This is a genomic window from Rhizobium sp. P2_G2 (assembly GCF_056403555.1).
The window spans coordinates 36353-51016 of the sequence record NZ_JBFUFF010000024.1; the positions used below are offsets into that span (position 1 = coordinate 36353).

Genomic DNA, 14664 nt, shown 5'->3' on the forward strand with positions numbered 1-14664 from the left:
CCTCAGACAACCGGAGAAACCGAATGAGTGGCACTATGGTGCTCGTCCGCCACGGACAGAGCGATTGGAACCTGAAGAACCTGTTCACCGGCTGGAGGGATGTGGGCTTGACGGAGCTCGGTATCAGCGAAGCCAAGACCGGTGGAGAAGCTTTGGCGGCCACGGGCATCAAGTTCGACATCGCCTTCACTTCGGCGCTGAAGCGGGCGCAGAATACCTGCCAGATCATCCTCGATTGCGTTGGCCAGCCCAATCTCGAAACGATCAAGGACCAGGCGCTCAACGAACGCGATTATGGCGACCTTTCCGGCCTCAACAAGGACGATGCCCGCGCCAAGTGGGGCGAGGAGCAGGTGCATGTCTGGCGCCGCTCCTATGACGTCCCGCCGCCCGGCGGTGAAAGCCTGAAGGACACCGGCGCCCGCGTCTGGCCCTACTACATCACCGAAATCCTGCCGCAGGTGCTCTCCGGCAAGACAGTACTTGTCGCCGCCCATGGCAATTCGCTGCGCTCGCTGGTCATGGTGCTCGACCGGCTGACCCGCGAGCAGGTGCTGGCGCTCAATCTCGCGACCGGCGTACCGATGGTCTACAAGCTGAATGCCGACTCGACCGTGAAATCGAAAGAGGTGCTCGGCGACATGTCCGGCGCTCACTGACGAATTTTTGCGTGGCGGGCTTCGGCCCGCCATCCTGTTTTAGATCGCTGCTACCGTCCGATATCTCGATTCCCGTCCAACCGAGCGAGTGACGCCATGCTGACCCATATTTCCAATGAACACCTGACTGTCGACGTCTCCTCGCTTGGCGCCGAAATGCAGTCCCTGACCTCCAGCGACGGCCGCAACTGGTTGTGGAGCGGCGACGCCGCCTTCTGGGCCGGCCGTTCGCCGGTGCTCTTCCCGATCGTCGGCAAGGCGCCGGACAACAAGCTGGAGATCGACGGCAAAGTCTACGAGATGAACCAGCATGGCTTTGCCCGGCGCAGCGAATTCACGCTTGCCGGCTCGTCGGCGACGTCGTGCCGCTATGAGCTGACGGCCAGCGATGCGACGAGAGCGGTCTACCCCTTCGATTTCCGCCTGGCGCTGACGCATGCACTGGATGGCCATGTGCTGACGGTGACGGCGGAAGTGGCCAATCTCGACGACAGGCCGCTCCCCTTCGGCCTTGGTTTCCACCCGGCCTTCGTCTGGCCGCTACCGGGCGGCGAGGGACAGTTGCACGACGTTACGCTCGACAATGGCGCCGAACCTGAGCTGGTGCGGCTGGAGAATGGTCTGCGCCTGCCTGGCCGGGCACACTCGCCGTTCAAGAAAGGCCGGCTTGTGTTGGATCACGGCCTGTTCGTCAATGATGCGTTGATTTTTGCGGAAGGCGCGGGCAATGGGCTGAGCTATGGCGCAGAGAATGGTGCGGCGCTGAAGTTCCATTTCGACAACCTGCCGAACGTGGCGCTGTGGACCAAGCCAGGGGCGCCGTTCCTGTGTGTCGAGCCGTGGCATGGGACGGCGGCAGAGGTGGGTGCTGGCAGTGATATCATGGCGCGGCCGTATAGCATGTCGCTTGCCAAGGGCGAGACGGCGCGGTTTGGGTTCAGTGTCGAGGTCCCAGGATAGAATTTCCGGGAAACGCATCGCCTGGGGCACCCCCCTCTGTCCTGCCGGACATCTCCCCCTCAAGGGGGGAGATTGGATGAGGCACCCCTTTGCCTCAAGCAACGCTTCAAGCCCAATTCTCGGCGGATATTTGAGCGAGGTCGCGCCTCTGGCCAATCTCCCCCCTTGAGGGGGAGATGCCCGGCATGTCCAAAACGTAAATGAGCTTTCCGCTGGACACAGGGCGGGGGGTGTCGCGAACTCAGACATTGCTGACAGCTTTAAGCCTACCCTTATAAGCTCTGCGCCGCTCCCCTCGACATCGCCCGCTTCCTGGTCAGCCCCAGTGATGCCAGCCAACGCCCCGGACTTACTGACGGCGAAGCCGGCGGCGGACAAATTGACAAGTGCGGATACTGATACCCAGAACAATCAGCATTATGCCCGCACTTGGGACCAGTGGCGGTCCGGTAAGTCGGCCACCATAGAACCACAGATCGGGAACGCTGAGCACAAAAAAGATCAAGGTAAAAACGAAGAAAATCTGACAAAGCGAAGCGATCATCAGATAAACGCCGAGAATCCAATAGCCGACCTTGCTGAAGGGGTGCGACAGTAGCGAAAGCGATTGCGGCCCGGAAAGGCTGGTTGACCCGAGCGAGGCGAAGGGATGGTCAAACATTTTCTGTCCGCAAGCTTAGCGTCATGACCACCATCTTAACGTGAAACCATGCGCCTTACTATTGCAACAAAGTACGCATGGTTAATCGATGGCTTTAAGCCTGCGCCGCTTCCCACCCCAGCATTGCCCGCTTCCTCGTCAGCCCCCAGTGATACCCCGTCAGCGCCCCGGACTTGCCGACAGCGCGATGGCATGGCACGACGAAGGACACCGGGTTGCGGCCAACGGCTGCACCGACAGCGCGCGAGGCCTTCGGCGTGCCAATCCTGCCGGCAATATCCGAATAACTGCACAGCTTGCCCACCGGGATCTGCAGCAGCTGTTCCCAGACGCGGATCTGGAAATCCGTGCCGAGCAGTACCACCCGTAGCGGCTGGTCGGCCTGCCAGCGCGAGGGATCGAAGATGCGTTCGGCATCGGGACGCACTGCCTCGTCATCGCGGCTGTAGATCGCGTCCGGCCAACGCTGCGTCATATCCTCCAGCGCGAAGGCGTCGCCGCCCTTGTCGAGGTCGGAGAAGGCGAGCCCGCACAGGCCGCGATCGGTAATCATCAACAGCGCCCGGCCGAAGGGCGAGTTGTGGAAGCCATAGCGGATTTCAAGCCCTCTGCCCTTTTCCTTCCATTCGCCCGGAGACATCGCCTCGTGTGTGACGAAGAGGTCATGCAGACGGCCTGGGCCGGAGAGGCCGAGTTCGAAGGAGGTTTCGAGCAGCGGCATCTTCTCTTCGCCCAAGAGCCTTTTGGCGTGGTCGAGGGTGACGGCCTGCAAGAAGCCTTTGGGCGACAGCCCGGCCCAGCGGGTGAAGGTCTTTTGCAGCTCCAGCGGCTGGCGGCCCATTTCTGCGGCGATGGCGTCGAGCGACGGCTGGCTGCGATAGTCGGTCGTCAGAAGTTCGATGACGCCGGACACGACGGCATAGTCGTCGCCGACCGGGGTGATGTCTCTGGCGTGATTGAGCGGAATGTTCATGGTCTTCATCCTTTCATTATGAAGGATGATGACCCCTCTCGCCAGCAATAACCACCCGATTCCTGCAAATCTCAGATGCGCCGCTTGATGCCGGCAAGGGCTGCGGTGAAGGCCCTGGCAAAGCTTTCCCGGTCATCGGGGCCGAGGAAGGTCCCTAAAACGGTGCGCTTGCCCTCGCCCACGACAGCCATGCCGGTAATGCCGAATTCMTGGTGGCGGTCGACATCGAAACGCGCCCAGAACGGATTGTAGTGGCTTTCGCGGACAAGGCCCTCCGGCGAAACCTTGCGAATCGACAGATCGAGGCGCGACATGCGCACAAGCTCACGGGCGCGGGCAGAACGATAGTTCAGATAGAACGCGCCGTAAAGCAGCGCGAAATCCAGGCCGAAAAACATTGCCACCGGCAGCGCGCCGGTCACCAGGAAGAAGATGGCGTTGAAGAAGCAGAAGAGGAAGGTCAGCGCCATCAGCCAGCGGAAACCATTCCTGCCGAGGGAGCGATAAGGCTTCAACTCGGCGGTGAAGACCGGCTCTTCGCCGGCCGTGATTTCTGCGTTCACAGTCGTCATCCGAAGAACTATAGGACAATCATGACAAAGCGCAAGAATGAGTCCTCTCCGCCGCCAGCGGCAAAAAAGCCTGTCCGCAAACGCACCTTTCGATGTCCCTATTCGCCGGCCGAGGTCGAGGAAATCTTTCGCCGATTCTCGGTGCAGCGGCCGGAGCCGAAGGGGGAACTCTACCACACCAATCCGTTCACGCTGCTGGTCGCCGTGGCGCTGTCGGCCCAGGCCACCGATGTCGGCGTCAACAAGGCGACAAGGCCGCTGTTTCCCAAGGTCGACACGCCGCTGAAAATGCTCGAACTCGGTGAAGAAGGCCTGCGGGAGGCGATTAGGACGATCGGGCTCTATCGCAACAAGGCCAAGAACGTCATCGCGCTGTCGGAAAAGCTGATTGCTGATTTTGGCGGCGAGGTGCCGAAGACGCGCGACGAACTGGTGACCCTGCCCGGCGTCGGCCGCAAGACCGCCAATGTCGTGCTGTCCATGGCGTTCGGCATCGCCTCACTCGCCGTCGACACCCACATTTTCCGCATCGGCAACCGGCTGAAGATCGCACCGGGCAAGACGCCGGACGAGGTCGAGGACCATTTCCTCGAAATCATCCCGCCACATTATCTCTACCATGCCCATCACTGGCTGATCCTGCACGGGCGCTACATCTGCAAGGCGCGTCGCCCCGAATGCGAGCATTGCGTCATCGCCGACCTGTGCAAATCGCCGGAAAAGACCGCGGAGATGCCAGCCGAACTGGTGGAACTGCCGCCGCAGGTCATCTGACGGCAACCTGCCGGCCGTTCAGCGCCTTGTTGAGATGCACCATGGTGATGGCGGCGAAAAGCGGCGTCAGCAGGTTGAGCACCGGCACGAACAGGAAGAGTGCGATCAGCAGGCCGGCAAGCGTCACCGTGCCCTGATTGCGGCTGCGGAAGGACCGGGCGCCTGCGACGCCGAGATGGCGGCTTGCGGCGAATTCGAAATATTCCCGGCCGAGCAGATAGCCGTTGACCAGGAAGAAGATGATCAGGTTGACGCCCGGCACCAGCAGGAAAAACAGCGCGATGATGTTGGCGATGACGACGATCAGGAAGAAGCGCAGGCTGCCGAGAAGCGATTCGGCCAGCGTCAGCGGCGTGCCCGGCGGGTCGGCAGGATAATCCTTCTTCTCGATGGCATCGGCGGCATCATCGAGGAAGAAACCGGCCGTCACCGCGCTTACCGGCGCGATCAGCATGGCGACGGCGACAGCGAGGCCAATTGCCCAGATAAAGCCGGCGACCACGGCGAGCCAGCCTGCCCAACTTGGCAAGCCCGGCAGATAGGGCTCGATCCAGGGCATGACCCAGTAGACAAAGGCTTCGCGAACGGCGAGCCAGAGCGCCACCAAGGCCACGATGGTCAAGCCCAGCACTTTCCACAGAACCGGGCGGATGCCGGGGGAGAGAAGATCGGCTAGGGCGCGCATGGCCGAATTCAGGATCATCGAAAGCCTTTCAGGTGCCTGTCTGTTTGTTTACGCAATTCCGGACGCAAAACCGCTGCGCATTTTTGCTGGAATTGCTCTGGACGGACCGAATGAATGTCGGGTGCGGGGTTTGCTATTGCAAGCCGCCGGCTGGATGCTATCTAAAACCCATGACCGACAAGCCCCGCATTTCCATCCTCTACTGCACCCAATGCAACTGGCTCCTGCGCGCCGGCTGGATGGCGCAGGAACTGCTGCAGACCTTTGGCCAGAGCATCGGCGAAGTCGCGCTGATCCCCGGCACGGGCGGCAATTTCGRGATCCGCGTCGATGGCGCGCTCGTCTGGGAGCGCAAGCGCGACGGCGGCTTTCCCGGGCCGAAGGAACTCAAGCAGCGCATCCGCGACATCATCGAGCCGGAGCGCGATCTCGGCCACACGGACCGGCCGTCCGAGGCCTGAGATTTGGGCTGATGCGTGTTGCGATTTCCCGGGGGTCGCTTCAAGCGCTTTGGCTTGCCTGATTTCCCGCATGTCTTTTTCCCGAAACCGGGGGCCGCTTTCGGCAGACATGCGCACACGAAAAACCCGCCGGCGAGCGGCGGGTTTTCATCAAGCAATGCCGCTATCAGTAGCGGACGACGCAGCGATAACGATGCCAACGCGGGCCGCACCATGCCCAGTGGCGATAGGGGCGAACCACCACGGTCGGGCCGATGACGACGCGCGGACCCCAATAACGGCCGCGCCAGCCGCCACGCCAACCACCGCGCCAACCGCGATGCCAACCACCGCGCCAGCCGCGGCAGCGCCAGCAACCGACATTCGTGGCATCCGTCTTCTTCTCGATCTGCAGCGGAGCATTCATCATCGGCGCCGCTTCGACGGCCGCCGGAGCGACAGTGGCGAAAGCCAACGCGCCAGCCATGACGATATTGCGGATTCTCGACATTTACGTTCCTCTCAAGTGTTTCCGGGGCTTGCACCCCAAGGTGTCCCTTGCGCTAGACGTCTTATCGACWTTCTTTATTCTTTAGGAAAACCACATCCCACCGGCTATTGGCAACGTAAAAAACGTCACGATAGTGTGAAAACGGTTTTCCGGTTACAAAATCCTTATATTTCAGCAAAATGGCGGCATTTGGACTTGACTAAGCATCAGGGTCTTGAGGCAAACGCGTGTCGCACCAAAAAGATCCGACACCTTTGCTTGAGCAGGCCCAAGCCATTCAGGGCTTTGCGGCGGGCGTGCGATAAATCTGTCATGGTTTTGCAAAAACCCTGTTGACAGGAAACCGCGACCCACTTACATGCACCGTCGCTGCCCAGATGGCGGAATTGGTAGACGCGCAGGTTTCAGGTACCTGTGCCGCGAGGCGTGGAGGTTCGAGTCCTCTTCTGGGCACCATTCCCTTCCGTAATTGTTGATATTGTTTGTGTATTGATCCTCCACCGGGAGGCTCACAGCTGTTACGCAGATGTTCGAGCTGTGGAAAAGAATACCCCTCTCTCCCCGTCGCCTGATGGTACATAGCGCAGCCTATGGCATCCTTTCTGCCCACAAGGGTGAGGCCACGGTGGCCCATGCCTGTCGGCCAGACGCGAGCCGTCGAATTTTCTGATGCGGTTTGGCACCATTATTGCATGCATTTTTCATCACTGGCCGACACTACCGCAAGATTGACGTCTGAGATCAGAAAGAACGGCACCCTCTCGTGACCCCTATCGACACGCTTTTCATCAATGCAAAACTGGCAGACGGCTCGCTATGGGACATCGGCGTGGCGGACGGACGCATCGCCTCCATCACGTCTGCGGGCTCGACGGCCTCCGTCGGCGACACCATCGACCTCGCCGGCGCACTCATCGTTCCCGGCTTTGTCGAAGGCCATATCCATCTCGACACGAGCTTCTACGGCGACAAATGGATCCCGCACAAGCCGTGCACCAACGGCTTCGACGTGCACGAACGCGTCGCCTTCCAGGCTCAGAACATGGCCGAGGCCGCACCCATGGACGAGCGTGCCCGCAGCCAACTCGACCTCTGCATCGGCAACGGCAGCACCCAGATGCGTAGCCATGTGATTGTCGACGGCTCAGTCGGGTTGAAATCGCTTGAAACGGTGCTGAAGGTGCGAGAAGACTATCGTGACCTGATCGACATTCAACTCGTCGCCTTTCCGCAAAGCGGCATCCTCAAAAGCCCGGGCACGCCGGACCTGCTCGACGAAGCGATCAGGTTGGGCGCCGATCTGGTCGGCGGGCTCGATCCTGGCAGTTTCGACCGCGATGTCGATGGCCATCTCGACGTGGTCTTCGGCGTGGCCGAGAAGCATGGTGTCGATGTCGACATTCATCTGCATGATGCCGGGACGCTCGGCCTGTTCACCATCCAGGAAATCTGCGCCCGGACGAATGCGCTCGGCATGCAGGGCCATGTTGCCGTCAGCCATGCCTACGGCCTCGGTGACCTCGCGCCGGACCAGGCGAAGAAGGCGGCCGACCTGATCGCTGCATCGGGCGTCGCGATCATGACCAATGCGCCGGGCAACCACAATTTCCCATCCGTGGCACTGCTGCGCGCGGCCGGCGTCACCGTGTTCAGCGGTAGCGACAATATCCGCGATTCCTGGTGGCCCTATGGAGATGGCGACATGCTTGGCCGTGCAATGATGATCGGCTACCGCTCCGGCTTCTACACTGACGAGGAACTGAATGCTGCCTTCGACGTGGTGACCGCGGCCGGCGCCAGGGCGCTGCGGCTCGAAGGCTACGGCATCACGGTCGGCGCAAAAGCTGATTTCGTGGCGCTTGCGGCCGAGCATGTGCCGCAGGCCGTCGTGGCTGTTCCGAAAGGGCGCAGGGTCTTCAAGCACGGCCGGCTGGTGGCCGAAGATGGGCGCGTGGTTCGCGCATGAGTCTTCCTGCGCCGCTCTTCGATCTCCTCATCCGCAATACCCGTATCGAGGCCGATGGCGCGCTGGTCGACATCGCCGTGCGCGGTGGGAATATCGCTGATATTGGCTCGACGTTGCGGTGCGAAGCTGCCGAAGCCGTTGATGCCGAAGGCGCCTTTGCCTGCGGCGGCTTTGTCGACAGCCATGTTCATCTCGACAAGGCCTGTATTCTTGACCGCTGCACGATTTGCGAAGGCACCCTGGCGGAAGCTGTGCGAGAAACAGCAAAAGCCAAGACCGGTTTTACGGAAAGAGATGTCCATGCCCGCGCCGCGCGCGTCGTCGAACAGGCGATCGTCAATGGCACCACGCGCATGCGCACATTCGTGGAGGTGGACCCGCGCGCTGGCATGCGATCATTCGAAGCGATCAAGCGGATCCGGGCCGATTATGCGTTTGCGATCGACATCGAGATCTGCGCCTTTGCGCAGGACGGACTGACGAACGAGCCTGAGACGTTGGCGATGCTGGATGGGGCACTGGCTAATGGCGCGGATCTGGTCGGCGGCGCGCCCTATATCGACCCGGACCCGCCCGGCCAGATCAAGCTGATCTTCGATCTCGCCGAAAAGCACGACGTGCCGGTGGATCTCCACCTCGATTTCGACCTTGATCCGGCCATGACCAACCTGCCGGCCGTCATCGGAGAAACCATGCGGCGCGGCTGGCAGGGCCGTGTTTGCCTCGGCCACATGACAAGCCTGTCCGCCCTGCCGCCGGCCGAGGTCACCGCAATTGCGTTGCGCCTGGCCGAGGCTGACATCGCGGTCACCATCCTGCCCTCGACGGACCTTTTCCTCAACGGTCGCGCCTATGACAAGCTTGTACCGCGCGGCGTCGCACCTGGACATGTCCTGACACATAGCGGTGTCGTCACGTCGATCGCCAGCAACAACATCCTTAACCCGTTCACGCCCTATGGCGACAGTTCACTGATCCGCATGGCCAATCTCTATGCCAATGTCGCTCAGCTTTCGCGCGATGACGATTTGCGGCACGTGTTCGATATGGTCACACGCTCGGCGTCGCGGCTGATGCAGGCGGATTACGGCCTAACGGTCGGCAAGCCTGCCGACATCGTGCTCATGGACTGCGGTGGTCCTGTGCATGCCGTGCGGGAAATTCCCCGCATTGTCTGCGGCTGGAAGAATGGCCGCAAGACGTTCGACAACGGCCGGCCGACGATTTTCCGGCCATGCTCGCCTACGCCGTCGCAGGTGCAGAGCCATGAGGGAACCGCCTCATCAATTCGGGACTGAGCCCAACGACGATCACCGACTTCACCCATCTGACCGACAAGATCGATCTGTCGCACTGGGATACGATCGGTACGTTCAGCCAATTGAAGAGCCACGCCAATGACGACAGTCACGTCAACATGGTCATCACTGCAGGCGCCGACACGCTGACGATCTGGGCATGACGAAACCTAATCTCGACAATACCGACTTTACATTCTAGGGAGCGGGACGCAGTGCCAGACGAGCGGATCTTCATCTGCCTCTGGACTGGAATTCCTGTCAAATCATTGAGTTGACTTGCTCTTTAGCGTCCATCACGCTCATCGCACTATACTTCAGGCCAATGGCCTCCAAGGAACAATGCGAATAGTCACTCGTTTCGTCGCATGAGTTTCCCCATTCGGAGCGAGACAATGGCACCACGCGCGCAGTGGAAGGGATTTCTGAAGGTCGGTGAAGTCAGTTGCGCGGTGTCGCTCTATACCGCTGCGACGACGTCGGAGCGTATCAGCCTCAATATTCTCAATCGCGACACCGGCAACCGGGTGCGGCGGGAATATGTCGATGTCGAGACCGGAAAGCCTGTCGAGTACGACGATCAGGTCAAAGGTTATGAGACCGATAGCGGCGACTATGTCGTGCTTGAGCCGGAAGAGATCGCCGCCGCCGTGCCCGAAAGCGACAAGACGCTTGCCATCGAAGCCTTCATTCCCTGCGCGGAGATCGACGACACCTATTTCGACAAGCCCTATTATCTCGGTCCTTCGGACAAGAGCGGCAGCGATGCCTTTGCCATTCTCCGGGACGGAATGGAGGAGGCGAAGGTGGCGGCGATTGCCCGCACCGTGCTGTTTCGCCGTGTCCGCACCGTGCTCATCCGTCCGCATGGCAAGGGATTGATCGCCACCACGCTGAATTTCGATTACGAGGTGCGCTCCGCCCGCGAAGCGTTCGACGATGTGCCGGAGATGAAGATCAAGGGCGAGATGCTCGACCTTGCCAAGCACATCATCAACACCAAGAAGGGCAAGTTCGATGCCAGCGATGTCGATGACAGATATGAAGAGGCGTTGACCGAGCTCATCAAAGCCAAGCTGGAGGGTCGGCCGCTGCCGAAGCCGAAGGCGCCCGAAGTGGTCAAGGCGAGCGATCTTATGGAGGCGCTTCGCCTGAGTGCCGGAAGCGGTGCGGAAGGCAAGACGGAAAAGCCCGCCGCGGCCGGCAAGGCGAAGCGATCCGGCGGCAAACAGACGGCTGCCCGCAAGCGGTCCGCTGAAGCCGCGCGACGGGCGAGCTAGGAGACGGCGATGGCGCAGCGTCCTTATTGGAAAGGCTATCTCAAGCTCAGCCTGGTCAACTGCCCGGTCCAGATGATGCCGGCGACATCCGAGGCCGAAAAGGTTCGCTTTCATACGCTGAACCGCAAGACCAAGAACCGCGTCGTCAGCCGCTATATCGATTCGGTGACCGGGCGGCCAGTCGAAGAGGATGACGAGGTCAAGGGCTATCAGCGCGGCGAGAACGAATATGTCATGCTCGAGGAAGAGGAGCTGGACGCCATCGCGCTGGAAAGCGTACGCACCATCGATATCGAAATGTTCAGCCCGCATGATTCGATCCATTGGATCTGGCTGGAAAAGCCCTATTACTTGTCGCCATCCGACCCGATCGGGGAGGAAGCCTTTTCGGTCATCCGCGATGCCATGGCGGCGACGAAGATGGTGGGAATTTCACGGCTGGTTGTGGGCGGGCGCGAGCGCGCGGTGATGCTCGAGCCGCGCGACAAAGGCATCGTGCTCTGGGCGCTGCGTTTTCGAGACGAGGTGCGCGACGAAAGCGACTATTTCGCCAGAATTCCGGAAAAGTCCGATCATGAACTGATGCCGCTCGTGCAGCAATTGATCAAGGAGCGGGTCAAGCGCTGGAAGCCGGATATGGCGAGCGATCCTGTGCAGGAAGAGCTGCTGCAGATCATCGCGGAGAAGAAAAAGCAGCGCGGCAAGACCGTGACGCGCAAGCCGGCGCCGGAGGAAAAGCCGGCGGAGACCAGCAATGTCATCAATATCATGGACGCGTTGCGGCAGAGCCTGAAAGGCGAGCGGCAAAAGTCCCGGTGAACGCTCGACGCGCAATCAATCGATCCGCGGCACTGCGGTTGGTCGTGGGCAAGATTCTGCGTGCGGCGCAACAAAGTGAGTGTTGGCGACGGCAATTTCGATCTATAACCGCCGGCATGATCGAAGCCACATCCCTGTTGGAAGCGCTGCGCCAGTCGTCGCCGCCCGCTATTGTCGATGCGATCGAGCGCCTGGTCCGCGAGGCGCCCGACCGCAAGCTCAACCGCATCAACGCGCTTGCCTTCGCGGCCCAGGAGGGGCTCGATGAAGAACAGACGATCGCGGCCTTCCTGCATGGATCGCGGCTCGGTCTTTTCGAGCTCTCCTGGAACGTGCTCTGCTGCAGCTGCGGCGGCGTGCTCGGCGCCAATAGCACGCTCAAAACCGTCCGGGAGTCCAAATATACCTGCAAGTTGTGCGTCGCGGATTATGAGGCCACGCTGGACGACAAGGTCGATGTCACCTTCACCGTCAGTCCGCGGGTGCGTTCCATCGGTGCCCATGACCCGCACAGACTGTCGCCGGAAGAATATCTCCGCCAGGTCTATTGGAGCTCTGGCGTCGATCTGCCGGACGAGGACTGGGACAAGGCGCTCGGCGGGTTCATTCTCGACACGCTCGAACTGCCGGCCGGGGAAAAGGGGACGATTTCGCTGACCCTGCCCGAGGGGTTCGCCTTCATCTTCGAGCCGGTCACGGATGCCGTGCAATTCATCGACGTGAAGGGGGAACCGACCAAGGAGCGACGCAGCCTCGCGATCATCTATGACCGTTCCCCCAATCCGAGCGAGATGATGGTGCTGCAGCCCGGACCAGTGCGCATCCAGGTCGAGAATCACACCGATGTCCGCGCCCTGCCCTCGGTTTGCCTCGCCAATGAGGCGATGCATGCCCTGGTCGGCAAGCGGCGGCCATATCTGACCGCCAAGCGGCTTCTGTCCAACCAGACTTTTCGTGACATCTATCGCACCGATACGCTCGATGCCGATCAACGGCTGAAGATCATGGGCCTCACCTTCCTGTTCACCGACCTGCGCGGCTCGACCGCGCTCTATGAGCGGGTCGGGGATCTGGCGGCCTTCGACCTGGTGCGGGCGCATTTCCGGGCGCTGCAGGAGATCGTCGCTGCTGAGGCGGGTGCGGTGGTCAAGACCATCGGCGATGCTGTCATGGCGACGTTCCCGACGCCGGATCGCGCGGTGTCCGCGGCGATCCGCATGCGCGAGGCAATGCGCCGCCTGAACGAGCAGCGCGGCAGCGAGGATCTGGTGCTCAAGATCGGTATTCACGAAGGCCCTTGCATCGCCGTCAATCTCAATGATCGGCAGGATTATTTCGGCCAGACCGTCAATATTGCGTCACGCGTGCAAAATCTTGCCACGGAGCAGGAAATCTATGCCACCGGCGCGGTGCTCAACGACCCGGCGGCCTCCACGCTGCTTGCCGATCGCGGCGTCGATGTGATGCCGAAAAACGTGGCGTTGCGCGGCATCGCCAATGAGGTCACGATCTTCACCATCCCCTGAATGAAATCATCGGCGTGGCCTTGGTGTTGCAGACACCTGCCCACAGCGCGGGCGGAGTTGTGATTCGGCATGCGACACGACAAAGACAGTGTCGGCGGCGGCGATTTCGATGTATGGTGGCCCTATGAGCGAAACCGTCTCCCTGTTCGAAACGCTGCGCCAATCCTCGCGGGCCGATGTCGTCGACGCGCTTGAGCGCCTGGTCCGGGACGCGCCGGACCGCAAGCTCAATCGTATCAATGCGCTTGCCTTCGCGGCTCAGGAAGGGCTCGACGAGGAGCAGACGATCGCTGCCTTCCTGCATGCCTCGCGGCTCGGCCTGTTCGAACTCTCCTGGAACGTGCTGTGTCCCGGCTGCGGCGGCGTGCTCGGCGCCAACAGCACGCTCAAAACCGTCCACGGCAGCGAATATACCTGCAAGCTGTGCGCAGCGGGATATGAGGCGACGTTGGACGATACGGTCGACGTCACCTTCACCGTCAGCCCGCGCGTGCGCGCCATCGCTGCCCACGACCCTCACAGACTGTCGCCGGAAGAATATTTCCGTCAGATCTATTGGGGCTCGGGCGTCGACCTGCCCGAAGAGAATTACGACGAAGCTGTCGGTGAATTCGTCCTCGATGCGCTCGAATTGCCGCCAGGGGAGAAAGGCACCATTTCGCTGGCCCTGCCGGAGGGTTTCGTCATCCTCTTCGAGCCGGTCACCCATGCCGTGCAGTTCATAGAGGTAAAGGGCGAGCCGACAAAGGAGCGACGAAGCTTTTCGGTCATCTATGACAAAGGCTACGATCCCAGCGAGGTCATGGTGCTGCAGCCTGGCCCGGTGCGCATCCAGGTCGAGAACCACGCCGATGTGCGAACGCTCCCGTCCATCTGCCTTGCCAATGACGCGATGCATGCCATGCTCAGCCACCGGCGACCGTTCCTGACGGCCAAGCGGCTGCTGTCGAACCAGACATTTCGCGACATCTATCGCACCGATATGCTCGACGTCGATCAGCGGCTGAAGATCACCAGCCTCACCTTCCTGTTCACGGATCTGCGCGGCTCGACCGCGCTTTATGAGCGGGTCGGAGATCTCGTCGCCTTCGACCTGGTGCGCACGCATTTCCGGGTGCTGCACGAGATCGTCGCCGCCGAGGCCGGCGCCGTGGTCAAAACCATCGGCGACGCTGTCATGGCGACGTTCTCGACGCCGGATCGCGCCGTGGCGGCCGCCATCAGAATGCGCGAGGCGATGCGCCAGTTGAACGAGGAGCGCGGCAGCGAAGATTTGCTGCTCAAGATCGGCATCCACGAGGGCCCCTGCATCGCCGTCAGTCTCAACGAACGACAGGATTATTTCGGCCAGACGGTGAATATCGCCTCGCGCGTGCAAAATCTTGCCACGGAGCAGGAAATCTACGCCACAGGCGCGGTGCTCAAGGACCCGACGGCGTCTTCCCTGCTTGCCGATCGCGGCGTCGATGTCGTGCCGAAAAACGTGGCGCTGCGTGGCATCGCCAACGAAGTCACGATCTTCACCATCCCCTGAGCGCTG

15 protein-coding genes and 1 tRNA gene are annotated in these 14664 nt (G+C 61.1%); 11 read left to right on the forward strand and 5 right to left on the reverse strand.

The features are described from left to right. Window positions 1–23: 23 nt before the first annotated feature. Entirely contained in the window at window positions 24–659 is a 636-nt protein-coding gene (locus AC1D06_RS18425) for a 2,3-bisphosphoglycerate-dependent phosphoglycerate mutase (RefSeq protein ID WP_477987365.1), read from the forward strand. 96 nt (window positions 660–755) lie between these two features. Beyond that, complete coding sequence (locus tag AC1D06_RS18430) at window positions 756–1619, forward strand: aldose 1-epimerase family protein (protein WP_477987366.1); 864 nt, start codon at window positions 756–758, stop codon at window positions 1617–1619. A 349-nt stretch (window positions 1620–1968) separates the two neighbouring features. Here AC1D06_RS18430 and AC1D06_RS18435 read toward each other — a convergent pair whose 3' ends face one another. The 3 genes from AC1D06_RS18435 to AC1D06_RS18445 form a co-directional block, all read right to left on the reverse strand. Further along, window positions 1969–2280, reverse strand: coding sequence for a hypothetical protein (locus tag AC1D06_RS18435; RefSeq protein ID WP_477987367.1), 312 nt, complete (start codon window positions 2278–2280; stop codon window positions 1969–1971). Between the two features lie 94 nt (window positions 2281–2374). Then, complete coding sequence (locus tag AC1D06_RS18440) at window positions 2375–3253, reverse strand: methylated-DNA--[protein]-cysteine S-methyltransferase (RefSeq protein ID WP_477987368.1); 879 nt, start codon at window positions 3251–3253, stop codon at window positions 2375–2377. 71 nt (window positions 3254–3324) lie between these two features. Continuing rightward, window positions 3325–3825, reverse strand: a complete 501-nt coding sequence (locus AC1D06_RS18445) for a DUF2244 domain-containing protein (protein ID WP_477987369.1) — start codon at window positions 3823–3825, stop codon at window positions 3325–3327. A gap of 21 nt (window positions 3826–3846) precedes the next feature. Here AC1D06_RS18445 and nth point away from each other — a divergent pair, with 21 nt between their 5' ends. Further along, the gene (nth, locus tag AC1D06_RS18450) at window positions 3847–4599 is read left to right on the forward strand and encodes an endonuclease III (RefSeq protein ID WP_477987370.1); all 753 of its coding nucleotides are present in this window, start codon (window positions 3847–3849) and stop codon (window positions 4597–4599) included. Here the strand turns inward: nth and AC1D06_RS18455 are convergent. Further along, window positions 4592–5302: a sulfate transporter family protein gene (locus tag AC1D06_RS18455; RefSeq protein ID WP_477883608.1), complete on the reverse strand. Its 711-nt coding sequence runs from the start codon at window positions 5300–5302 to the stop codon at window positions 4592–4594. The two genes, nth and AC1D06_RS18455, sit on opposite strands and share 8 nt — an antisense overlap. Before the next feature lie 152 nt (window positions 5303–5454). Between AC1D06_RS18455 and AC1D06_RS18460 the strand changes: the two genes are divergently transcribed. Continuing rightward, window positions 5455–5745, forward strand: a complete 291-nt coding sequence (locus AC1D06_RS18460; protein WP_477987371.1) for an Rdx family protein — start codon at window positions 5455–5457, stop codon at window positions 5743–5745. Window positions 5746–5911: 166 nt separating this feature from the next. Here the strand turns inward: AC1D06_RS18460 and AC1D06_RS18465 are convergent, their stop codons facing one another. Beyond that, on the reverse strand, window positions 5912–6235 hold the full coding sequence (locus AC1D06_RS18465; RefSeq protein ID WP_477883605.1) for a hypothetical protein: 324 nt from the start codon (window positions 6233–6235) through the stop codon (window positions 5912–5914). A gap of 371 nt (window positions 6236–6606) precedes the next feature. On the opposite strand from AC1D06_RS18465, the gene AC1D06_RS18470 reads away from it, so the two are divergent. From AC1D06_RS18470 to AC1D06_RS18500, 7 genes are all read left to right on the forward strand, one after another. Continuing rightward, a tRNA-Leu gene (locus AC1D06_RS18470) sits at window positions 6607–6691 on the forward strand. Window positions 6692–6998: 307 nt separating this feature from the next. Next, window positions 6999–8201, forward strand: coding sequence for an amidohydrolase family protein (locus AC1D06_RS18475; RefSeq protein WP_477883345.1), 1203 nt, complete (start codon window positions 6999–7001; stop codon window positions 8199–8201). Continuing rightward, window positions 8198–9499, forward strand: a complete 1302-nt coding sequence (locus AC1D06_RS18480) for an amidohydrolase family protein (protein ID WP_477883343.1) — start codon at window positions 8198–8200, stop codon at window positions 9497–9499. The genes AC1D06_RS18475 and AC1D06_RS18480 overlap by 4 nt, the downstream gene beginning before the upstream one ends. 395 nt (window positions 9500–9894) lie before the next feature. Further along, window positions 9895–10779, forward strand: coding sequence for a non-homologous end joining protein Ku (gene ku / locus AC1D06_RS18485; RefSeq protein ID WP_477883341.1), 885 nt, complete (start codon window positions 9895–9897; stop codon window positions 10777–10779). A gap of 9 nt (window positions 10780–10788) precedes the next feature. Continuing rightward, a complete protein-coding gene (ku, locus tag AC1D06_RS18490; protein WP_477883339.1) occupies window positions 10789–11598 on the forward strand; it encodes a non-homologous end joining protein Ku in 810 nt (269 codons plus the stop codon). Window positions 11599–11714: 116 nt separating this feature from the next. Beyond that, window positions 11715–13124 carry a DUF5939 domain-containing protein gene (locus AC1D06_RS18495; protein WP_477987372.1) on the forward strand — a complete coding sequence of 470 codons (1410 nt, stop codon included), beginning with the start codon at window positions 11715–11717 and terminating at the stop codon, window positions 13122–13124. A 124-nt stretch (window positions 13125–13248) separates the two neighbouring features. Next, entirely contained in the window at window positions 13249–14658 is a 1410-nt protein-coding gene (locus AC1D06_RS18500) for a DUF5939 domain-containing protein (RefSeq protein ID WP_477883335.1), read from the forward strand. Window positions 14659–14664: the final 6 nt, after the last annotated feature.